Source organism: Armatimonadota bacterium (assembly GCA_037138755.1).
Taxonomy (GTDB): Bacteria; Armatimonadota; Fimbriimonadia; order Fimbriimonadales; family Fimbriimonadaceae; genus Fimbriimonas.
On the sequence record JBAXHT010000002.1, the window covers coordinates 31,489 to 49,534 of the forward strand.

Sequence of the window (18,046 nt, forward strand, 5' to 3'; positions counted from 1 at the left end):
AAGGCTAGCGCAGTCCAAGATGATTCATGAGCGGCGTGAAGCCCACGACGGAGCCGACGACGCCGAGGACGCACAATCCTAATGCTGCGATTTGAGCTCCCGAAAGCGAGATCGCCCTCGAGTCGCCTTCCGCCGGTGAGAAGATCGCTTTTAGGATTCCGAAGTAGTAAAAAGCTCCGAAGATGCTGTTGAGCACCATGACGACTGCAAGCCAGGTCATGTTCACTGAAACTGCATCGCGTAGGATGAGAACTTTGCCCAGGAAACCTGAAACTGGTCCAAGGCCGATCAGAGACAGGACAAACACAACCATCGAGTAGGCGAGAACTGGCGAGCGGCCAGACAACCCCCTCAAATCGTCAATTGTTTCGGCCTCGGACCCGTTCTTTGCCGATGCAAGAAGAACCACGAAGAAGCCTGCACTCGTAAGCACGTATCCGACCAAGAAGTAGAGTAAGGTGACGTGGGTGAGCTTATAGGAAGCCGCGACACTTGCCGCCGTCACCGCGACATATCCTGCGTTAGCAATCGACGAGTAAGCAAGAAGCCGTTTGATGTTCTTCTGCCTCATAGCCAGAACGTTGCCAACGATCATCGAAGCGACTGAGAGCGCCGCGAAAGTTGTCGCGACAAACTTTCCGGCAGTTCCAAACCCGTCAGCAAAGTTCCAGAGTGCGACGAAAGCGGCGACTTTACCTCCGGTTGCCATGAACGCGACAACGTTCGTTGGCGCACCTTCATACACATCTGGGGTCCATTGGTGGAACGGCACAAGACTACATTTGAACCCAAGACCTACGGTTATCAGGGCGAAGGACATCGCCAAAAGGACCCGATTTTCTGGATTACCGTGGCTCCAATAGGCGACCAACGTGGACGAGTCTAGTGACCCCGTTGCTCCGTAAAACATGGCGATGCCATAAAGAAGGAAGCCCGTAGCGAAGGCTCCCAGTAAGAAGTATTTCATTGCCGACTCCTCCGACTTTCGGGAAGTGCGGTGAAGTCCGGCAAGAACGTAGAGGCTTATTGAAAGGATCTCGATGCCCACGAACATGTTGAGAAGATGACGAGTGCCACAGACCAGCATTCCACCCGCAGTTGCCCAGGCAAGCAGCGGATAGAACTCCCCAAGCTTGATCCGCTTTTCTGAGAAGTATTGTGGGCTAACTAATGTGACAATCAGCGCCGCGAGAACCGTAAGAAGTTGGCCAATTGAACCTAGTCGATCCAAAACAAGAGTCTGATCAAATGTCGATCTGTCTGATCCACCAGCACCCAGGAGTACGGTCGCCGCGACGAGCAGACCTAGGGCAGTGACTTTTTGAGTCCATTGACGCTCGGAATTCCCAGTGAGCATATGAACGATCAACGCGATCATTCCTGTCACAGCGACAATTCCCAATGGAGCAACGACGGTCCAATCAATTACCGGTACGTAACCCATTAGTTCACACTTCCTGCGTTGAGGTACGGAAAGAAGTTCACACTTGTAATCGGAGTTGCTGTGGTCATTCGGGAAACTTCATGGGGGTCGACCGGATTCGTCTCCGGATTCCAGATCAAATAGCTTTTGGCGATATCGGAGACAACATCGATGTAGGTTTCCGGCCCTCCGATCAGAGTTATCGCTGGCGAAGACGTTCCAATCAGCTCGCGGTCGAGCTCAAGAAAATGGCCGCCATACTGCATCGGTGAAGTCACGTCTGGCTCAGCCCCAGCGACGATGTAGTTTAGCGGTCCGCTGACCTGGCGCATTTCATGGGAGCACTGGCTTACCAGTTCGGCAAGAACTCGGTCACCCTCGGCAGGATTTTCTTCTAACAGACCCACAACATCAATACCTTGCGAGATCGCTCGGCTCAACGGAGAGAGAATGCCTTGGTGGCGCGTTCCAGAAATGACGCAGGAATAGCCATCAAATTCGGCTGTAAGCAACTCGGGCGCCATGGTCATTTAGCACCTCCCGAAGCTTGACCATAGATACGCGCTGGATCAGGTTCGCGCCCACCGGCTGCCCAAGTCGTTCCGTAGTTTGGAGTCGTCATGCTTCCCGTCACGGCCACGGCGCGATCCATTCGGGAGAGCACGTAGGTTGGAAGGATTCCGCCGATGAGAATCGCAGCAGCAAAAACTCCGCCTAGGAGAAGTTCATTCATGCTAAGGTCCTTCGTCTCCTTCGGGTTTGCGGCTCCGTAGAACATTCGCTGGTAGGCGTACAGCATGTAGGAGGCAGAGAGAATCGCGCCGATTCCAGCAGCGACTGCGTAGCCCACGTTGAGGCCGAGCACGTTTGCGTAGCCCGACTCGAACGATCCCATAAGCGCCAGGATTTCGCCGACGAATCCGCTTGTGAGCGGAAGTCCCAGGTTCGCGAGCATCGCGATCATAAACATACTTGCAAACACGGGCATCGACCGCTTCAGACCGCCCAGCTCTTTGAACTCTCCACTAAAACCGCGTTCCATCAAAAACGACATCAGGACAAAAACCGCAGCCGAGGCGAGGCCATGATTGAACTGTTGGAAAGCCGCACCGACCATTCCGACGTGACTGAAGGAGAACAGCCCGATGAGAATGAAGCCAACGTGGCTGATTGTCGAAAATGCCATCACCCGGAAGACATTGCTCTGATTGATCGCGAGAATGCCACCGTAGATGATTCCGACGACACCAATGAACGTCACGATTGGCGCATTTGCTGCGGCCGCGTGGGGGAACAAGGGAAGACAGAATCGGAAGAGACCGTAGGTGCCAACCTTTAGCACAACACCGGCAACCGTCGCTCCAATCGGAGCAGACTCATAAGTCGAAGCCAACCAGCTGTGCCCAGGGACCGCCGGCGACTTGACCAGGAAGGCAATCAAGAATCCCCAAAATGCTAAGTTCTCAAGTCCTTCCTTCCCTGCCCAAAGTTTGCCTGAAGCCGCGAGTTTCTGAATTTCGATGATCGACATCGAACCGGTACTGGTGACTCTGGTGTACTCAAGGCCGATCACGATGATCGAAAGCAACATCAAGAGTGAGCCTCCGAACAACATGGCGAGGTACCTGGTGGCCGCCTTCGACCGATCTCCACGTCCCCAACCGAGAATCAGCATGGCCACGGGGACCAGGCTGAGTTCGAAGAAGATGTAGAAGAGGACCAAGTCCAATGCTGCGAAGACGCCAAGAAGCACTCCGCTCAGGATCAGAATCTGGCCAAAAAACTGCGAAACTCTCTCCTTAGGCTTTGAGATCAGAACTGCAACCAAGCCGAGGAACGCAGTGAGGACAAACATCCAGATCGAGATTCCGTCGAGGCCCAGCGAATAGTTAATGCCAAGTGAACGAATCCAAGGAGCATTCTCAGCAAACTGAAAACCGGTGGCGTCGCTTTTGAACTGAGCGAGCAAACCGACGCTCACTCCCAGAGTGAACAGCATCACGATGACGCTGGCAAACTTTGCGAACAAAGAAGTTGAATTTCCGCCGAGCAGAAGGACAACACCAACGATGATTGGCACCCAAATTTCTAGGCTGAGCATCACTTCACACCCCCGAAGCTCACGATCACGTAGAGGACGAGCGCAACGACTCCAATCAGCATCACCGAGGCATACATTCGCACCAGACCAGTCTGTACAGAATTGAAAATGCCTCCGAGCGACTTTGTTAGGTTGCCAGCACCCTCACCAATTCCTTCGATCACTCCGTGATCGAACCCAGAGTTAGCGGCCGCGGAGAACGCGGCGGAGTCAGTGGTTACACTGTTCACCATCAGCCGGTCGTATCCGAACTGATCGCGAGCACGAAGCCTAAACTTAGCCCAGAGCGATTCATCCCAGCCTTCTTTGGCGGGAAGCCCCTTGAAGTAGACCGCAAGTCCGGCAAGGATTCCAAGAGCGGCTGCGCCAATCGAGAGAGCCATCAGCGGAATTCCCTCGGGATGCGTAGGAGGCGGAACCTTTGCTCCAATCTGCGAGGCCATGATCCAGTGCTCAAACCGATCTCCTTGGGCAAGATAGAATCCACCAACTGCGCTGAGGAAAGCCAAGACAACCAAGGGAACCCACATTGAAACCGGAACCTCGTGTGGCTTGTGATCGGCGTTAAGATGATGGTGCCCGTCGTCCTCGCCATGATGAGGCTCGAGTTTGCGCCACTGTTCTGTGTTGCCAAAGAATGTCAGCCACATCATCCGGGTCATGTACATCGCTGTGAGCGCGGCGACGATTAAGCAAATCCAACCCGACCACTTCCCGACTTCAAGTGCACCCGTGAGCGCAAGATCGCCGGCGAGTGCCGATCCGATCACTTCTTCCTTGGAATAAAACCCTGATAGCCCCGGTACACCCGAGATCGCCAAGTAACCAACCATCATCGTCCCGAATGTGATCGGCAGGTACTTCGCCAGCTTCCCGTAGTTTCGCATATCCTGCTCGTGCGACATTGCGTGGATGACCGCTCCCGAACCGAGGAACAACAGAGCTTTGAAAAAGGCGTGAGTCGTCACGTGGAACATTCCAACCCAGTAGGCACCCGCTCCGCAGGCCACAAACATGAAGCCGAGCTGAGAGACCGTCGAGTAAGCCAAAACCTTTTTGATGTCAGTTTGACCGATGGCAATGATTGCCGCGAAAAGCGCAGTGAATGCTCCGACTGCGCAAACAACCGCCGAGGCGACGGGTGACGTCTCGAAAAGCATCGACATTCGGTTCATCAGAACAACACCCGACGTGACCATCGTCGCAGCGTGAATCAGAGCCGATACAGGCGTGGGACCCGCCATGGCGTCGGGAAGCCAAAGGTAAAGCGGGAACTGCGCAGACTTACCGCAAGCTCCGACAAACAGCAACAACGCCGCCACCGTCCCCATCGCTGGGTTCAAAGCCAGGATCTTTGGCAAGTGCTGGAAGATCACATCGTAGCTGAAAAGCCGCGTCTCACCCTGCATTGCTGGTGACGTAGCAACAAGCGTAGCAATGAGAAGCAGTCCGAGAGTGAGCCCCCAGTCGCCGATACGGTTGACGATAAACGCCTTGTTGGCCGCCTTGGCGTTCGCGATGTCCTCGTACCAAAACCCGATCAGCAGGTAAGAACAAAGGCCAACTCCTTCCCATCCGATGAACAGCATCAGAAGGTTGTTGCCAAGAACCAGGATCAGCATCGCCGCGATGAAGAGGTTCAAGTATGCGAAAAACCGAGCGAAATCCTTTTCCTCAGACATGTAGCCCGTGGCGTACAGATGGATCAAGGCGCCGATGCCTGTGATGATGAGCACCATCGTCATCGACAAGGTGTCTATCCGAAGCTCGAACGGAACCGAGAGGCCCTTGAGTTCTATCCAAGGAATGCTGGAAACAACCACGGCCTTGCTGGGATTGAGTGACTTGGTCACCATCACTCCGATCAAAAACGCTATCGCAACCGGAGCAACCGCGAGCAACCCAACAAGCTTCTTGCCAGCGACAGTTTTATCCAAGAAACGACCGCACAAGCCCTGGAACAAGAAGCCGAGAATCGGCAGCCCAAGAGTTAACCAAATAAGTGAGTTTCCTTCCAAATTCTTATCCCCTGTGCGTCATCCTTTGAGCAAGTTCAGTTCGTCAACGTCAATGTTCTCTTTCAGCCTGTAGATCGCCATGATGATGCCCAGCCCAACCGCGACTTCCGCCGCAGCAACCGCCATGATGAACACAACCATCATCTGTCCCGCAGCCCCTTGCGACTCGTTTCCGATTCCGGAGAAGCGGTAGCGGGCAAAGGCGATAAAAGCGAGATTGACTGCATTGAGCATCAGCTCAATGCACATAAAAATGACGATTGGGTTTCGTCGCAAAATGACTCCGACAACCCCTGTGGAAAACATAAAAAGACTCAGGCCGATAAAAGCCGCGAGAGGCACTCCGTTCATGACATTCTCCTTTTGGCTAGCAAGACCGAGCCGACCACGCCCAGCAAAAGCAGCACACTGACTGCTTCAAACGGCAAGACATAATCCGTAAACAGAACCTTTCCAATCACTTGGGGCGAACCAAATTCCTTCGTCGGGATCGGTGCCTTGAATTTCAGTAGCAGGGGAACTACTTGGCTTGCTAGTAGCGCTGCAAGACTAACACCGAAGGCAATTCCAACCGCTTTCTTCGGATCGCTCTTTTCCTCAAGGACATGCGAGGCTCCAAGGTTCAGCAACATGATTACGAACAGGAACAGCACCATGATCGCTCCGGTATAGACCACGATCTGGGTGATTCCAAGCATCTCAGCATTCAACGCGAAGTAGAGGAATCCAAGGATGAAGAACGTGAAGACCAGACACAGTGCTGATCGCACGGCATTCTTGAATGCCACGACTCCAACGGCGGATAGCGCCGCCATTCCGGCGAGCATTCCAAAAACAATCAATTCTGGGGTGATCGTCATGCTATCACCTCTTCAGGCTTCGACTCGACCAGATCAACCGTGCGCCGAGCGGGCTGATTGATCATATCCACCGATCGAGTGTCAAGATACTGAGTCGACTTCTTTGAACGAAGCAAAACGTAGACCGCAGCAGCAACAGCATACAGACCGAGAGTGAACATCCAGCCGGGCGCCGCACCGTAGATCTTGGTGATCATAATCCAAGCCGCCGTCACAATCAGGTTCCCGGTTGCGACCGGCAAAAGGAACTTCCAACCAAGATTCATAAGCTGGTCATAGCGGAACCGCGGATAGGTCGCGCGAACCCAAATGTAAAGCGTCAAACCGACGACTCCCTTTAGCATCATGATACTGAGACCGCCGAGGTAGGAATTCTCAATGCTGGTCATGAAGTCCATCCCAATCGCCTCCCAGCGAATTGGAAGGTGATAACCACCGAGGAAGACGGTCGAGAACACCATGGAGAACGTGAACATCGCCATATACTCCGCCATCATAAACAGCCCCCAGCGTTTGGTGCTGTACTCCGTATGGTATCCGGCGACGAGTTCATTTTCCGCTTCCGCAAGGTCAAACGGAGGTCGGTTCGTCTCTGCGAAGATACAAATGAGGAAGATGAATGCAGACACCAAGCCGAATGGGGTGAAGATGTTCCAGTTCGGCAAGAAGCCGATGAACCCGAGCAACGGGCCTTCCTGAGCGGCGACGATTTCGGTCATCTTGAGCGAGCCAGTGACCATCACCATCGAAGCGAGAGAGACTCCCATCGCAAGCTCGTAAGAAATCAGCTGAGCTGATGCTCGCAGGGCACCCAAAAGAGAATACTTGTTATTGGACGAGTATCCAGCCAGAACCAATCCGTAGGCTCCAAGCGAGGAGATCGCCATCACGTAGAGCAGACCAACATTGATGTCCGCAACTGGCGTGAAGCGCCGGTCGCCCGCCCAGGGAATCGTTCCGCCAAGAGTGAGAGCGACAAACAGAGCAATGAGCGGGCCAAGGATGAACAAAAACTTGTCCGTCTTGGTCGGCATGATGTCTTCTTTGGTGAACAGCTTGATACCGTCGGCAATCGACTGCGCTAGGCCAAACAGTTTGAATTTCTTCCCTTTCAGGAACGAAGGAATCAATTTGCTTGTTCTAGAAAAGGTGATGTTGCCAGTTCGATTTGGCCCGATGCGGTCTTGCATCCAGCTCAGCAACCGTCGCTCATACCAAATGATGAATGGAACCGGAGCGAAAACCGGAATAATGGCAAGGATGGCGCGCCCTAGTGCCGCTAGCACGTCTTGAAGGGTGGGGTCGAGGCTCCGTAACCAATCCATAAAGGCCAGTAGAAAATTTACCTGACTTCACCTTGCAGGTTTCTGGTTCTTCGCAACCAAACTCGCAGATTCCCAGTAAGATACTAATTGTGAAGAAATCGAGTGCCGTACCTGCGGCTCTCTGCGCTGCTGTCGGAGTCGCTATCCTTGAGGGATGCTCCGGTCCATCGTCGGTTCGCCGCTGTGTGGACCCCAAAACGGGTCAGATCCTGCCGGATTCGATGTGCTCCTCCCCCATCGCCGCGACTCCCTATCGAGGAGGACGATATGCACTTGTTCCTGATTCCAAGGGCGTCGACATCTGTTTCGACACGACGACAAACTTAGCTGTTGACCGGTCGTTCTGCCGATCCGGACACCGATATACTCCAGGATTCGTGTACATGGGTCTTGGCCATGCTCTCAGCCGACCGGGTTGGGGCTATGATGGTCAGGTGAGCAACGGCCGGTTGCGTGGCTACTCCTCCTCGCCACCATCAGGAGCTTCGGTTAGAACACCCAGCGGAACCACGATCACTCGCGGCGGATTCGGAAGTTCCGGTCGATCGTCGGGCAGCTTCTCAAGCTAATGAGAAGAGTTCAAATTCAGCCGCGTGAGAACTGGCAGGCCACGGTCGAAGCGCAAGGTCTGATATTCCATACCGAGGCAGACCGCCCCTACTGGTTCGAATCGGCTTGCTACGAGTTCACGGAGAGCGAAACCGACGGCTTAGAAATCGCCACCAACGAATTGCACAAGATGTGCATTCAGGCTGTCGAGCATGTCATTTCGCATCGTCGGTACGCTGAGTTTGGAATCCCCGCTCACGCGGTTCCCGCAATCGAGACGACCTGGGAAACCGATCCGCCCTCTCTCTACGGTAGATTCGACTTGGTTTATGACGGCAACTGGCCGCCAAAGATGCTCGAGTACAACGCGGACACGCCCACTTCCCTACTCGAGGCGGCGGTGATCCAGTGGAAGTGGCTCGAGGAAGTCTCCCCGAGTTCCGATCAGTTCAATTCGATTTGGGAAGGGCTCGTCGATGAATGGGCATGGATGAAGGAGAATCGCAAGCTCAACGGAGTCCTGGTTCACTTCGGCCATTGCGGCACGATTGAAGACGAGATGACGGTCGCCGTTCTGCGCGATACCGCGCAAGAAGCTGGAATCCCTGGCAAAGCCCTTTTGATGGAAGAACTCGGCTTCGATAACCGCCGAGGACGGTTCATCGACCTCGAAAACATCGACATCCATACCATCTTCAAGCTCTACCCCTGGGAGTGGATGATGAACGAGAGTTTCGCCCAGCAGTGCCTACAAACGATGGATCGAACCCAATGGATCGAGCCCATCTGGAAGATGATCTTATCGAACAAGGCGCTCCTTGCGATTCTTTGGGAGCTTTATCCGGGTTCGCCGTATCTCGTTCCAGCGTTTTTGGATTCGCCCCGGTCTCTGTCGCAGTGGGTGAAGAAGCCGCTGTTGGGCCGCGAAGGGGCGAACGTGACGATCAGCGGATTGGAGTCATCTGAGGGCGAATACGGAACTGGCGGCTTCGTGTATCAGGAGTACGTTCCCTTGCCCACGTTCGATGGCGCGCACCCGGTGATAGGGAGTTGGGTGGTTGGGACCGAGTCGCGGGGCATCGGCATTCGCGAGACGGACAATCTGATCACTGACAATCTTGCTAGGTTTGTGCCTCATCGAATTGCTAGCTAGCATTCTTAACGTCATTTTCACTGAAAATCGCGAAAAAGCTGATAGATTAAATTAGGTTTAGCAGATTGCAAACCTGGGACTTCTTATGAAATTTCGATCGCTTGCCGCTTCGGCACTTATTGGCTTGCCATTCATCGTGAACGCTCAGGCGTTCTCCGACGACTTCTCTTCGGCTGCCCAGCTGAGTTACTACGGCCCGGACCGATCTGCCCCGCAATCGGCAGTCACGGGTACGTTCTTCGGAAAAACTGCGCTCAAGATGACGATCTGGGATAACCCCGGAGTAACCGACCCCTTCTACAATTTCCAGGGTCTACAGCGCTATGCTGACGTCGCGCACACCCAAGGGTTCGGAATCACCGCCCAGAACAGCAACTTAAGCATGGATGTTTACATTCCATCGTCTTGGAATGCGACAACTGGTGGCACCGCGGATCGACGCGGTGGTGACCTTTGGGCGCGTTTCGACGATGTAACTCAAACCGTTGGGAATGACGCGTACCCAACTCTTGGCTTCTACAACGAAGGCAACGGTAATGGCGTTGGACTGGAAGTTTTCCGACCTTACACCGGAAACATCGAGGTCTTCAGCCTGTCGGCTCTGACAACACTCGGCGCAGCGCCGCAGTTGAACGGCTGGAACAACCTCCGCATGCGGTTTGTGAACAACACCGTTGAACACTACCTGAACAACGTGTTGGTCTACACCGACTCGGACGCTGGCTGGAACAACGTGGCTTCACTCGAGGGTGCGTTTGTGCAAGGTTGGCGGTCCTCTGCGATGATCGGCAGCGGGTCGACTTACGATGTAGTCGCGACGAACCTCACCGCCGTTCCTGAGCCAGCGACGATGACAGCTCTCGCTCTTGGCGGACTCGCCCTTCTGCGACGCCGCAAGACCTCGGTCTAACGCACCCATGATCTGCGGCGGTGCATAATTCAGTTATGCCCGCCGCAGTTGCGCTCGCCGTCGCCCTCCAACTTGACCCGAACAATCTTCCCATAGGTCCGAAAGGCACTTTGCTTGTTCAGCCAGGCCAGATTGTTGAGACCAAGACGGGTCGGGTGATGACCGCTTTTGAGGTTGCCGAGGCTTGTAAGGGCCAGAAATTCCTGTTCATCGGAGAGAATCACGCGACGTCGTTGCACCAGCAGATGGAAGCCAAGCTCGTGGAAAGCCTCGCCTTCGCCGGACGAACCCCCGCCGTCGGCGTCGAGTTCTTCCACCGCACCAAGCAAGACGTTTTGGACCAGTGGACAAAGGGGGCTCTCAATGAAGCCGACTTCCTCATCCAAAGCGAATGGAAGACTCAATGGGGCTACGACTATAACTTCTACCGCCCCTTGTTCGAGGTGATCAAAGCCAAGTCGATGCCCGTGGTCGGCCTCAACGTTCCCCGCGACTGGGTTCGCACCGTTTCCAAGGGTGGATTCGATTCTCTGCCTCTTTCGGCGCGGATGCAGCTTCCCGCGACGCTGGATTTGAACAACAAGAACCACAAGATGGTATTTGAATCGCTGATGGGTGGCCACGACATGGGCCCTGCGATGGCTAACATCTACCAAAGCCAAATGCTCTGGGACCATGGCATGGCCGACACCGCCGCCAAGTATATCGCCGTCCGTAAACCGACCTCAAAGGACATTTTCGTTGTCATCGCAGGAAGTGGACACATCATGTATAGTCAAGGAATCAACTACCGCCTTGCCCAGCGTGGCGCCGGCAGGGGGTTGAACTTTGTGATGATCCAGTCGGAAAAGACAGTCGAGGTCGCCAAGGGGCTTGGCGACTTCGTCTACTGCACCACTCCTGAGCCGATCAAGAAGTAGCGTACAGGTAACCTAAGGGTTCATGTACGACCGTTATTCTCCGGGTGATTTCGAAGCAAAGTGGCGAGAGCGATGGCTCAAGGCTGACCTCTTTCGAACCCGCGAGGAGGCTGGTCGACCCAAGTTTTATACGCTCGACTTCTTCCCCTACCCCTCGGGCGCGGGGCTGAGCGTTGGGCACTGCCGGAACTACGTTCCAACCGACGTTCTTAGCCGGATGAAGTACATGCAGGGTTTCAATGTCCTGCACCCGATGGGCTTTGACGCCTTCGGACTCCCCGCCGAAAACGAGGCGATCAAACGCAAGAGCCATCCGGCGCCGATGATCGAGAAGTACGCGGCAAACTACAAACGGCAGATGGATCTGATCGGGTGCGGCTTCGACTGGCACCGTTCGTTTAAGTCGTCTGATCCGAGCTATTACAAATGGACGCAGTGGATATTTGGGTTGCTTTACGAGCGCGGCCTGGCGGTTCGGAAGCTGGCAGCGGTCAACTGGGATCCGGTTGACAAAACTGTTCTTGCCGACGAAGAAGTCATCGCGGGTCGAGCCGAGCGGTCCGGCGCACTGGTCGAAAAGAAGTGGATTCCGCAGTGGTATTTCCGCATCACCGAATACGCGCAGGAGCTCATTGACGACCTCGAAACGATCGACTGGCCGGAAGGAATCAAGGCAATGCAGCGCAACTGGATCGGGCGATCTGAGGGCTGTCAGTTCACGTTTCAGGTGGTTGGCACTGCGAACGAAGCTCGAATTGATCTAGACTCTGCGGTGGAGACCGGTAAAGCTCGTCCTCAGTCGGGCGGACTGCACTTTGATGTCTTCACAACGCGTATCGACACCATTTATGGTGTCACCTTCTGCGTCCTGGCTCCTGAACACGGGATTGTCGATCAGTTGCCAATCACGGACGAAGATCGAGCACGTATCCGCCAGTACCAGGAGGCGGCGAAGAGCCTGAGCGAGACGGATCGCACAGCTGAGAACCGGGAGAAGACCGGAGTCTTCACCGGAGCGTATGCGCACCACCCATTTACCGGAGAACGAATCCCAATCTGGTTGGCCGACTACGTACTTGCTACCTACGGAACCGGGGCAATCATGGCGGTTCCAGGTCACGACCAGCGTGACTTCGACTTTGCTACCAAATTCCGAATCCCCATCGAGCCAGTCATCATCGGTCCTGGAGGAATTGACGAGATCAGAGCTCTAAGGGCTCAAGGAAAGGCTTTTGAACCGAAAGATGGCACGCTCATTAACTCGTCGCATTACGACGGACTATCAGTGCTGGAAGCCCAAGAAAAGCTCGGCCTCCGGCTGGAGGCGGAAGGGATTGGCGAGCGAAAGATTCAATACAAACTACGTGACTGGCTGATTTCGCGCCAGCGCTACTGGGGCTGTCCCATCCCGGTGATTCACACCAAAGACGGCGAGGAACAACTTGTTCCGCTGAGCCAGCTCCCGGTCGAGCTGCCGATGGTGGACTCATACGAGCCTGCTGGAGATGGTTCGTCTCCGCTTGCCCATATCGATGAGTTTGTGAACTGCACCGACCTCGACGGCTCTCTCGCCCGCCGAGAGACGGACACGATGGGCGGCTTTGCATGCTCGTCGTGGTACTTCCTCCGCTTCTGCGATCCGGAAAATTTTGAAGCTGCGTTTGACTCCGAAAAGCTCAAATACTGGATGCCGGTCGACTGCTACGTCGGCGGAGCCGAGCACGCTGTCATGCACCTCCTCTATGCACGGTTCTGGACGAAGGTTCTTTACGACGCCGGAGTGGTTCCAGTCAAAGAGCCGTTCCAGACGCTGCGCAATCAGGGCCAGGTACTGGCGATGTCGCCTTACCGCAAGCCTCGCGAAAACGAGACGCTCGGCGTTGGTGAAGACGGAATTCTCGTCAGCTTCGAGGAAGCAAAGCTGATGCCCGAAGACGAACTGACCTGGAAATGGGTGAGGATGTCGAAGTCGAAGGGAAATGTCGTTACCCCCGACGAGGCCGTCGAACAGTACGGAGCGGACGCGCTTCGGATGTATTTGTTGTTCGTCGCGCCGTTCCACGCCGACGTTCAGTGGAGCAACGAGGGCATGCAGGGCATCTCGCGGTTCTTGGGGCGAATCTTCAAGTTCGCAGGCGAGGTTCAGCCTCACTTCGCAGAAAACTGGATGGACATCTTGCCTTTTGAAGAGCTGGACGATCTGAGCAAGCGAATCCGCAGAGCAACCCACCAGGCAATCCGGAACTGCACCAAGGACCTGGAGAACTTCGGGTTCAACACTTATGTTTCGTGGCTGATGAAGTTCATGAACGAGATCACGGATTGTCTCGACTTGGCTCGGACCCGAATTGCCAATGAGCGTCCTTTGCAACTCGCGATGAGCGAGGCGCTGGAAACTCTCGTGCTGCTGATCGCCCCGAGTGCGCCGCACTCGGCAGACCAGATTTGGGAGGATCTTGGAAAGACCGGATTCACCTACCACGCTCAGTGGCCCCTACACGATGACGAGTTGGCCGCTGAAGATAGCTTGACCATCGCCGTCCAGGTGAACGGAAAACTTCGGGATACAATCACGGTTCCGGCGAATACGCCTAAAGAGCAGATTGAGGCGGAAGCCCAGGCGAGCGTCAAGGTAAAGATCTACACCGATGGCAAAGAAGTCAAAAAGATAATCACCGTCCCTGGTCGGCTTGTTAATATTGTGGTGGCAGGATGAAGGTGAACAAAACGGCGATTGGGGCGGGAGCGGCGGTTGCGGCGCTAGTCGCGGTCATCATGCTGTCAGACCGTCCGGTCGAGACTCGCGACGGCGTCGTTTTACCGCGAACTCGAACCGAGTACGAGAAGTTGAACAAGGAGTCTGCCGACCTAGTGCTCGAGATTTTTGGCCGGGCGGATAGTGGCCAATCGATCACGGAAGCGGATCGCGTCAAACTCCGTGAGGCTATTACAAAGTTTGAGGCAATGAAGGCTTTCGAGCCGCGTCAGGTAGCCGCACTGTTTGGTTCCGGAAAATGCTACTTACTGCTCGGCGAGGCACAGCTCGCGGCGGACCGCTTGTCTCAGTCATGGGAGAACCGCATGGTGGATCCAATGAAGGAAATGGAGGCCGTCCGCTTGACCGCAATCGAAGCCGCAGCCTTGGCGAGTGAGGCCACTCTGGAGCTGGCAGCGCTGGAGGTTTCAACGATGAATACTAACGCGGCTTCGGGCCAGAAAGCAGAGGCCGAAGAAGCTCGAAAACGAGCGCAGATTCTTTATCAACGAGCGTTCTCGCTGGCTGATGAGGCGGTGAAGCTTGTTCCAAATGCTCCGAGGTATCTCGCCGCGCGTGGTCAGGCAGCATTGGCGGCTGGGCGGAAGGATGAAGCGAAGGCCGACCTTGCCCGTGCGGTCAGGCTAGACCCGAACAGTCCTAAGGTGAAAGAGCTGGCGAAGTTGTTGCCCTAGGGTCCCAAGGCATTCGACTCTCCCGGTTCGCTGCGCTTACCGACCTCCCTTATCCAAAGGAGGTGCTTTCCAAACAATTCCGCCCTAAAGCAATGGCGGGACGGGAGGAGGTGATGCAGGTGCCCCGAAGTTCGGCGGAGCCAGTCGCTCTTGCATCTTCTTCGGAAGCTCATCTTTGCGATAGGTTCGAGAGTTGTCAACCGTCACATCGTAGAGCGACGTGAAGTAGGACGCTTTCTTCGCGAAGTCAAACGTAAACATGAGAGTCGACTGCTGGGCGAGCTTGTACATGTTGTAGCTACGCTTCATGCCAGAGAACACCGGAGCCTGGGGATTGTCGCCTTCAAACATCGCCATCATCTCCGGAACGCCAATGGTATTCACGCCGGTGTCGGTGTTCATCGCCATCAGGCTCTTCATGTTGAACCGTTTGAGCTTCATGGTTCCAAACGAGGGAATCCCGACGGGGAGGAGGTTGGTACGCTCGTTCATCACGGTGACGCCGCCCATCCCGAACATCGACATCATTGGGGCCGCCATCGCCATTCCCATTCCCGCCATTGCACCCATTCCCGAATCGTCATCGTCGCCACCGACTGAGTCAGTTTTGATCGTGACCTGGCCATCTGGCGAAGTGGTCGAGGTGGACGCTCCTTCCATCATTCCGGCGAGCGGGTTATCCGCTCCCATGGGGGGAACCATGCCGTTGTAGACCATTCTGCCGAGAATTTCTCGTTGACCCGGGAAGAGGCTTGCGAGGGCGATTGGCTTGCCCGCTTCGAGGGTGGCCCGTTGGGTTTGGTCGAACGTTCCGTAAAACTTGAGTGCATCGAAACCGAGGCCGGTCAACGCTGTCGCGGCTCCCATGTCGGAAGTGCGGAACAACGCTTGCGTGTAAGGGATCGCCAGAGTTTCAGAGCCTCGGGCCAGCGTCTGTTGGGATGCAAACTTCAGGCAGTCTTCGAGGTTGATATAGCCGCGAGTCCCAGCACCGGTGATCAAATTCTTCAGAGCGGTGCGGTTGCAGAACGCCGATCTCAGCTCCAACGGTGACGAAGCGCGGATGATCGTCCAGGTCCCGTCGGTGTCTACTTCTTGGGTGATGGCGCGGTCTATGGCGTCGAGAACGCCTTCCACCGTCGGGTTCTTGCCATTGATCGCAGTGACCAGAGAACCAAGGATATCATCTGACGGAGACGCGATGACGTTTTGTCCCTTCGCTGCCTGGGAATCCAGCACTTCGCCGAGTGTCATCGCGAATGGCTCATTGGTGACCGGATCAAGTAGCTTGGCGCGTAGACCGGGGGAAATCGGTTTCGTAATCGGTGCTACGGGCTGCCCCATTCCCTCGGCCCCGCCGAGCACCATTCCCATCACGGAGCTGATGTTGCCATTGAAGTTAACGATCATGCTCGTGAAGGGGTCGAGCGTGCTGTTCTCTCCTAGAGCCTTGACGTACTCTTGGGTTGCGGCCGAAAGACTGATCGGCGTTCCGGTCGTCACCAGCGGACGGCTCGCTTCGGGATTAACCATCGGAAGCGACACCTGTTTGGTGTAGATGGCGGCGCCGTCCGGCGTGTAGGCGTTGATCGTCACGTTAAGCGTGTTGCGCTTCTGAATCTGGAAAGCTGCCTGGATCAGGCTGACCTTGTTCACAAGCTCTGGCTTGCTGAGTCCGCCCCCAAACATAGCACCGAACATCGCCATCGGATCCTCCGCTTTGGTATCGGACTTCGGAGCTTTGGCGGCGAGTTTCCGCATCTCAGCCATGATCAGATTGACCGAGTTTGCGTTGAGCAACCCCTGCATCTGGTTTGGATTGCTGCTCAAAACTACTCGGCGACCTTCGATGATGGTGCTAAGATCCTTCGCACCGATTGCCTGAATCAGCTTCATGCTCGCCTCGTCCGGGTTGTACATGTTAGCGAAGATCTTGCCGACCATCTCCATCGCAACTTTTTGATCCTTTTCAGCACTCCTCTCGACCTTCTTGAAGTCGTCTTCGGTCATCGGCGGTTTGATCGGTGTGTTGATTGTGGCTTCAAGGGCCTTTACGATCTCCGGATCGCCTTCTCGATCCTGACGAGTTCTGACGTCAGATTCGAGGCTGAGATACAGATTTCCGTCTCGCTTCGACCACTCGCCACCAACCGTCTTTCCGATACGGGTGAGCAAATCGTTGAGGGGAACGTTCTTGACATTGATGTACAGAGGAAAGTTTTTCAGCTCACCGGTCGCCAGCATCGGCTGCCCGGTTTGTGCCGCAATCTGCTGGATCACCGTTTCTACAGGAAGAAAATTCGCCCGAAGGGTCACGGTTTGAGTCTGAGTGGCAAGAACACAAGCAAGCGCGGCAGTAAACATTTCACACTGTTATACGCGGTTTCTGTTCTTGGGCTACAGCCTGGGACTAAAAGCCGAAACAAAAATGCGATTACAAGTCGAAACCCCCGAACGCTTGGACAAGTTCCTCAGCGCGGCCCTTCCCGAGCATTCTCGCTCGAAACTCGCCAAGATGGCGGACGAGGGCACGGTTCTGGTGAACGGCGAGGCGGCCAAACCGTCGCACAAGTTGCGAGCTGGTGACGTGGTTGAGCTTGACGCGCCCGAGGAAGCCGCGCCGCACGATTTGACTCCCGCATCGATTCCTCTTGAGATCCTGTATGAAGACGAAGTGATGCTGATCGTGAACAAGCCTCGCGGGCTTGCGTCGCACCCGGCGGCTTCTCTCAAGGAGCCTTCTTTGGTCAATGCGCTGCTTGGGCGCGGCGGACCGCTCTCGGAGATTGGGGGCGAATTTCGACCGGGGATTGTTCACCGTTTAGACCGCGAGACGACGGGATTGATGGTGGTTGCAAAGACCGACGCGGCGCACGTTTCGCTCGCGGCTCAGATTGAGAAGAAATCCGCCGAGCGTCGCTACTTTGCCGTCGTGGCGGGGGATGTTGATCGAGAGAAGTTTACGATTGACGCTCCGATGGCTCGAAACCAGGCGAACCGCCAGCAGATGACGGTGGACATGCACGGCAAGCCCGCTGTCACGCATGTGAAGAACGTTGCCAACCTTGCCCACGGGACGTTGGTGGCTTGCCGGTTGGAGACCGGACGCACTCACCAGATTCGAGTTCATCTTCGAGCGATGGGGCATCCTGTTTTGGGAGACAATCTTTACGCTCCGAAGGAGTTTCGCGAGGGCCCGATGCAGCTTCATGCAGCTTTTCTGGCGTTGGTGCATCCCGTTTCGGGGGAGCCAGTAGTTGCTTTCTGCGCTGCTCCAGATGACTTCCTAGGTGCGGAGTACGCAACCCGAAGATGGGTTGAAGAGTGGTAATCGGGC

15 protein-coding genes are annotated in these 18,046 nt (G+C 55.3%); 7 read left to right on the top strand and 8 right to left on the bottom strand.

All coding sequences use genetic code 11. From position 1 onward, the window contains the following. Positions 1-4: 4 nt before the first annotated feature. The 7 genes from WCK51_09830 to WCK51_09860 are packed head-to-tail and all read right to left on the bottom strand — an operon-like array spanning position 5 to position 7,727. Positions 5-1,444 carry an NADH-quinone oxidoreductase subunit N gene (locus WCK51_09830; protein MEI7577182.1) on the bottom strand — a complete coding sequence of 480 codons (1,440 nt, stop codon included), beginning with the start codon at positions 1,442-1,444 and terminating at the stop codon, positions 5-7. Continuing rightward, positions 1,444-1,947 carry a hypothetical protein gene (locus WCK51_09835; protein MEI7577183.1) on the bottom strand — a complete coding sequence of 168 codons (504 nt, stop codon included), beginning with the start codon at positions 1,945-1,947 and terminating at the stop codon, positions 1,444-1,446. Before WCK51_09835 ends, WCK51_09830 begins: the two co-directional genes overlap by 1 nt. A 2-nt stretch (positions 1,948-1,949) precedes the next feature. Next, positions 1,950-3,524 carry an NADH-quinone oxidoreductase subunit M gene (locus tag WCK51_09840; protein ID MEI7577184.1) on the bottom strand — a complete coding sequence of 525 codons (1,575 nt, stop codon included), beginning with the start codon at positions 3,522-3,524 and terminating at the stop codon, positions 1,950-1,952. Next, entirely contained in the window at positions 3,524-5,542 is a 2,019-nt protein-coding gene (gene nuoL, locus WCK51_09845; protein MEI7577185.1) for an NADH-quinone oxidoreductase subunit L, read from the bottom strand. Before nuoL ends, WCK51_09840 begins: the two co-directional genes overlap by 1 nt. 18 nt (positions 5,543-5,560) lie before the next feature. Then, the gene (gene nuoK / locus WCK51_09850) at positions 5,561-5,893 is read right to left on the bottom strand and encodes an NADH-quinone oxidoreductase subunit NuoK (protein MEI7577186.1); all 333 of its coding nucleotides are present in this window, start codon (positions 5,891-5,893) and stop codon (positions 5,561-5,563) included. Continuing rightward, entirely contained in the window at positions 5,890-6,402 is a 513-nt protein-coding gene (locus tag WCK51_09855; protein MEI7577187.1) for an NADH-quinone oxidoreductase subunit J, read from the bottom strand. Before WCK51_09855 ends, nuoK begins: the two co-directional genes overlap by 4 nt. Then, entirely contained in the window at positions 6,399-7,727 is a 1,329-nt protein-coding gene (locus tag WCK51_09860; GenBank protein ID MEI7577188.1) for a complex I subunit 1 family protein, read from the bottom strand. Before WCK51_09860 ends, WCK51_09855 begins: the two co-directional genes overlap by 4 nt. An 89-nt stretch (positions 7,728-7,816) precedes the next feature. Between WCK51_09860 and WCK51_09865 the strand changes: the two genes are divergently transcribed. The 6 genes from WCK51_09865 (at position 7,817) to WCK51_09890 (ending at position 14,709) form a co-directional block, all read left to right on the top strand. Then, positions 7,817-8,296, top strand: a complete 480-nt coding sequence (locus WCK51_09865) for a hypothetical protein (protein MEI7577189.1) — start codon at positions 7,817-7,819, stop codon at positions 8,294-8,296. Then, positions 8,296-9,429 (top strand): glutathionylspermidine synthase family protein, encoded by a 1,134-nt coding sequence (locus tag WCK51_09870; protein ID MEI7577190.1) that lies wholly within the window; start codon positions 8,296-8,298, stop codon positions 9,427-9,429. Before WCK51_09865 ends, WCK51_09870 begins: the two co-directional genes overlap by 1 nt. Positions 9,430-9,514: 85 nt before the next feature. After that, complete coding sequence (locus WCK51_09875) at positions 9,515-10,339, top strand: PEP-CTERM sorting domain-containing protein (GenBank protein ID MEI7577191.1); 825 nt, start codon at positions 9,515-9,517, stop codon at positions 10,337-10,339. Positions 10,340-10,374: 35 nt separating this feature from the next. Continuing rightward, on the top strand, positions 10,375-11,259 hold the full coding sequence (locus tag WCK51_09880) for a ChaN family lipoprotein (protein MEI7577192.1): 885 nt from the start codon (positions 10,375-10,377) through the stop codon (positions 11,257-11,259). A 22-nt stretch (positions 11,260-11,281) separates the two neighbouring features. After that, entirely contained in the window at positions 11,282-13,975 is a 2,694-nt protein-coding gene (leuS, locus tag WCK51_09885; protein MEI7577193.1) for a leucine--tRNA ligase, read from the top strand. Next, positions 13,972-14,709: a hypothetical protein gene (locus WCK51_09890; GenBank protein MEI7577194.1), complete on the top strand. Its 738-nt coding sequence runs from the start codon at positions 13,972-13,974 to the stop codon at positions 14,707-14,709. Before leuS ends, WCK51_09890 begins: the two co-directional genes overlap by 4 nt. A gap of 84 nt (positions 14,710-14,793) precedes the next feature. Here the strand turns inward: WCK51_09890 and WCK51_09895 are convergent, their stop codons facing one another. After that, the gene (locus WCK51_09895) at positions 14,794-17,073 is read right to left on the bottom strand and encodes a hypothetical protein (protein MEI7577195.1); all 2,280 of its coding nucleotides are present in this window, start codon (positions 17,071-17,073) and stop codon (positions 14,794-14,796) included. Positions 17,074-17,137: 64 nt separating this feature from the next. On the opposite strand from WCK51_09895, the gene WCK51_09900 reads away from it, so the two are divergent. Next, on the top strand, positions 17,138-18,040 hold the full coding sequence (locus tag WCK51_09900; protein ID MEI7577196.1) for an RluA family pseudouridine synthase: 903 nt from the start codon (positions 17,138-17,140) through the stop codon (positions 18,038-18,040). The last annotated feature ends 6 nt before the right edge of the window (positions 18,041-18,046 follow it).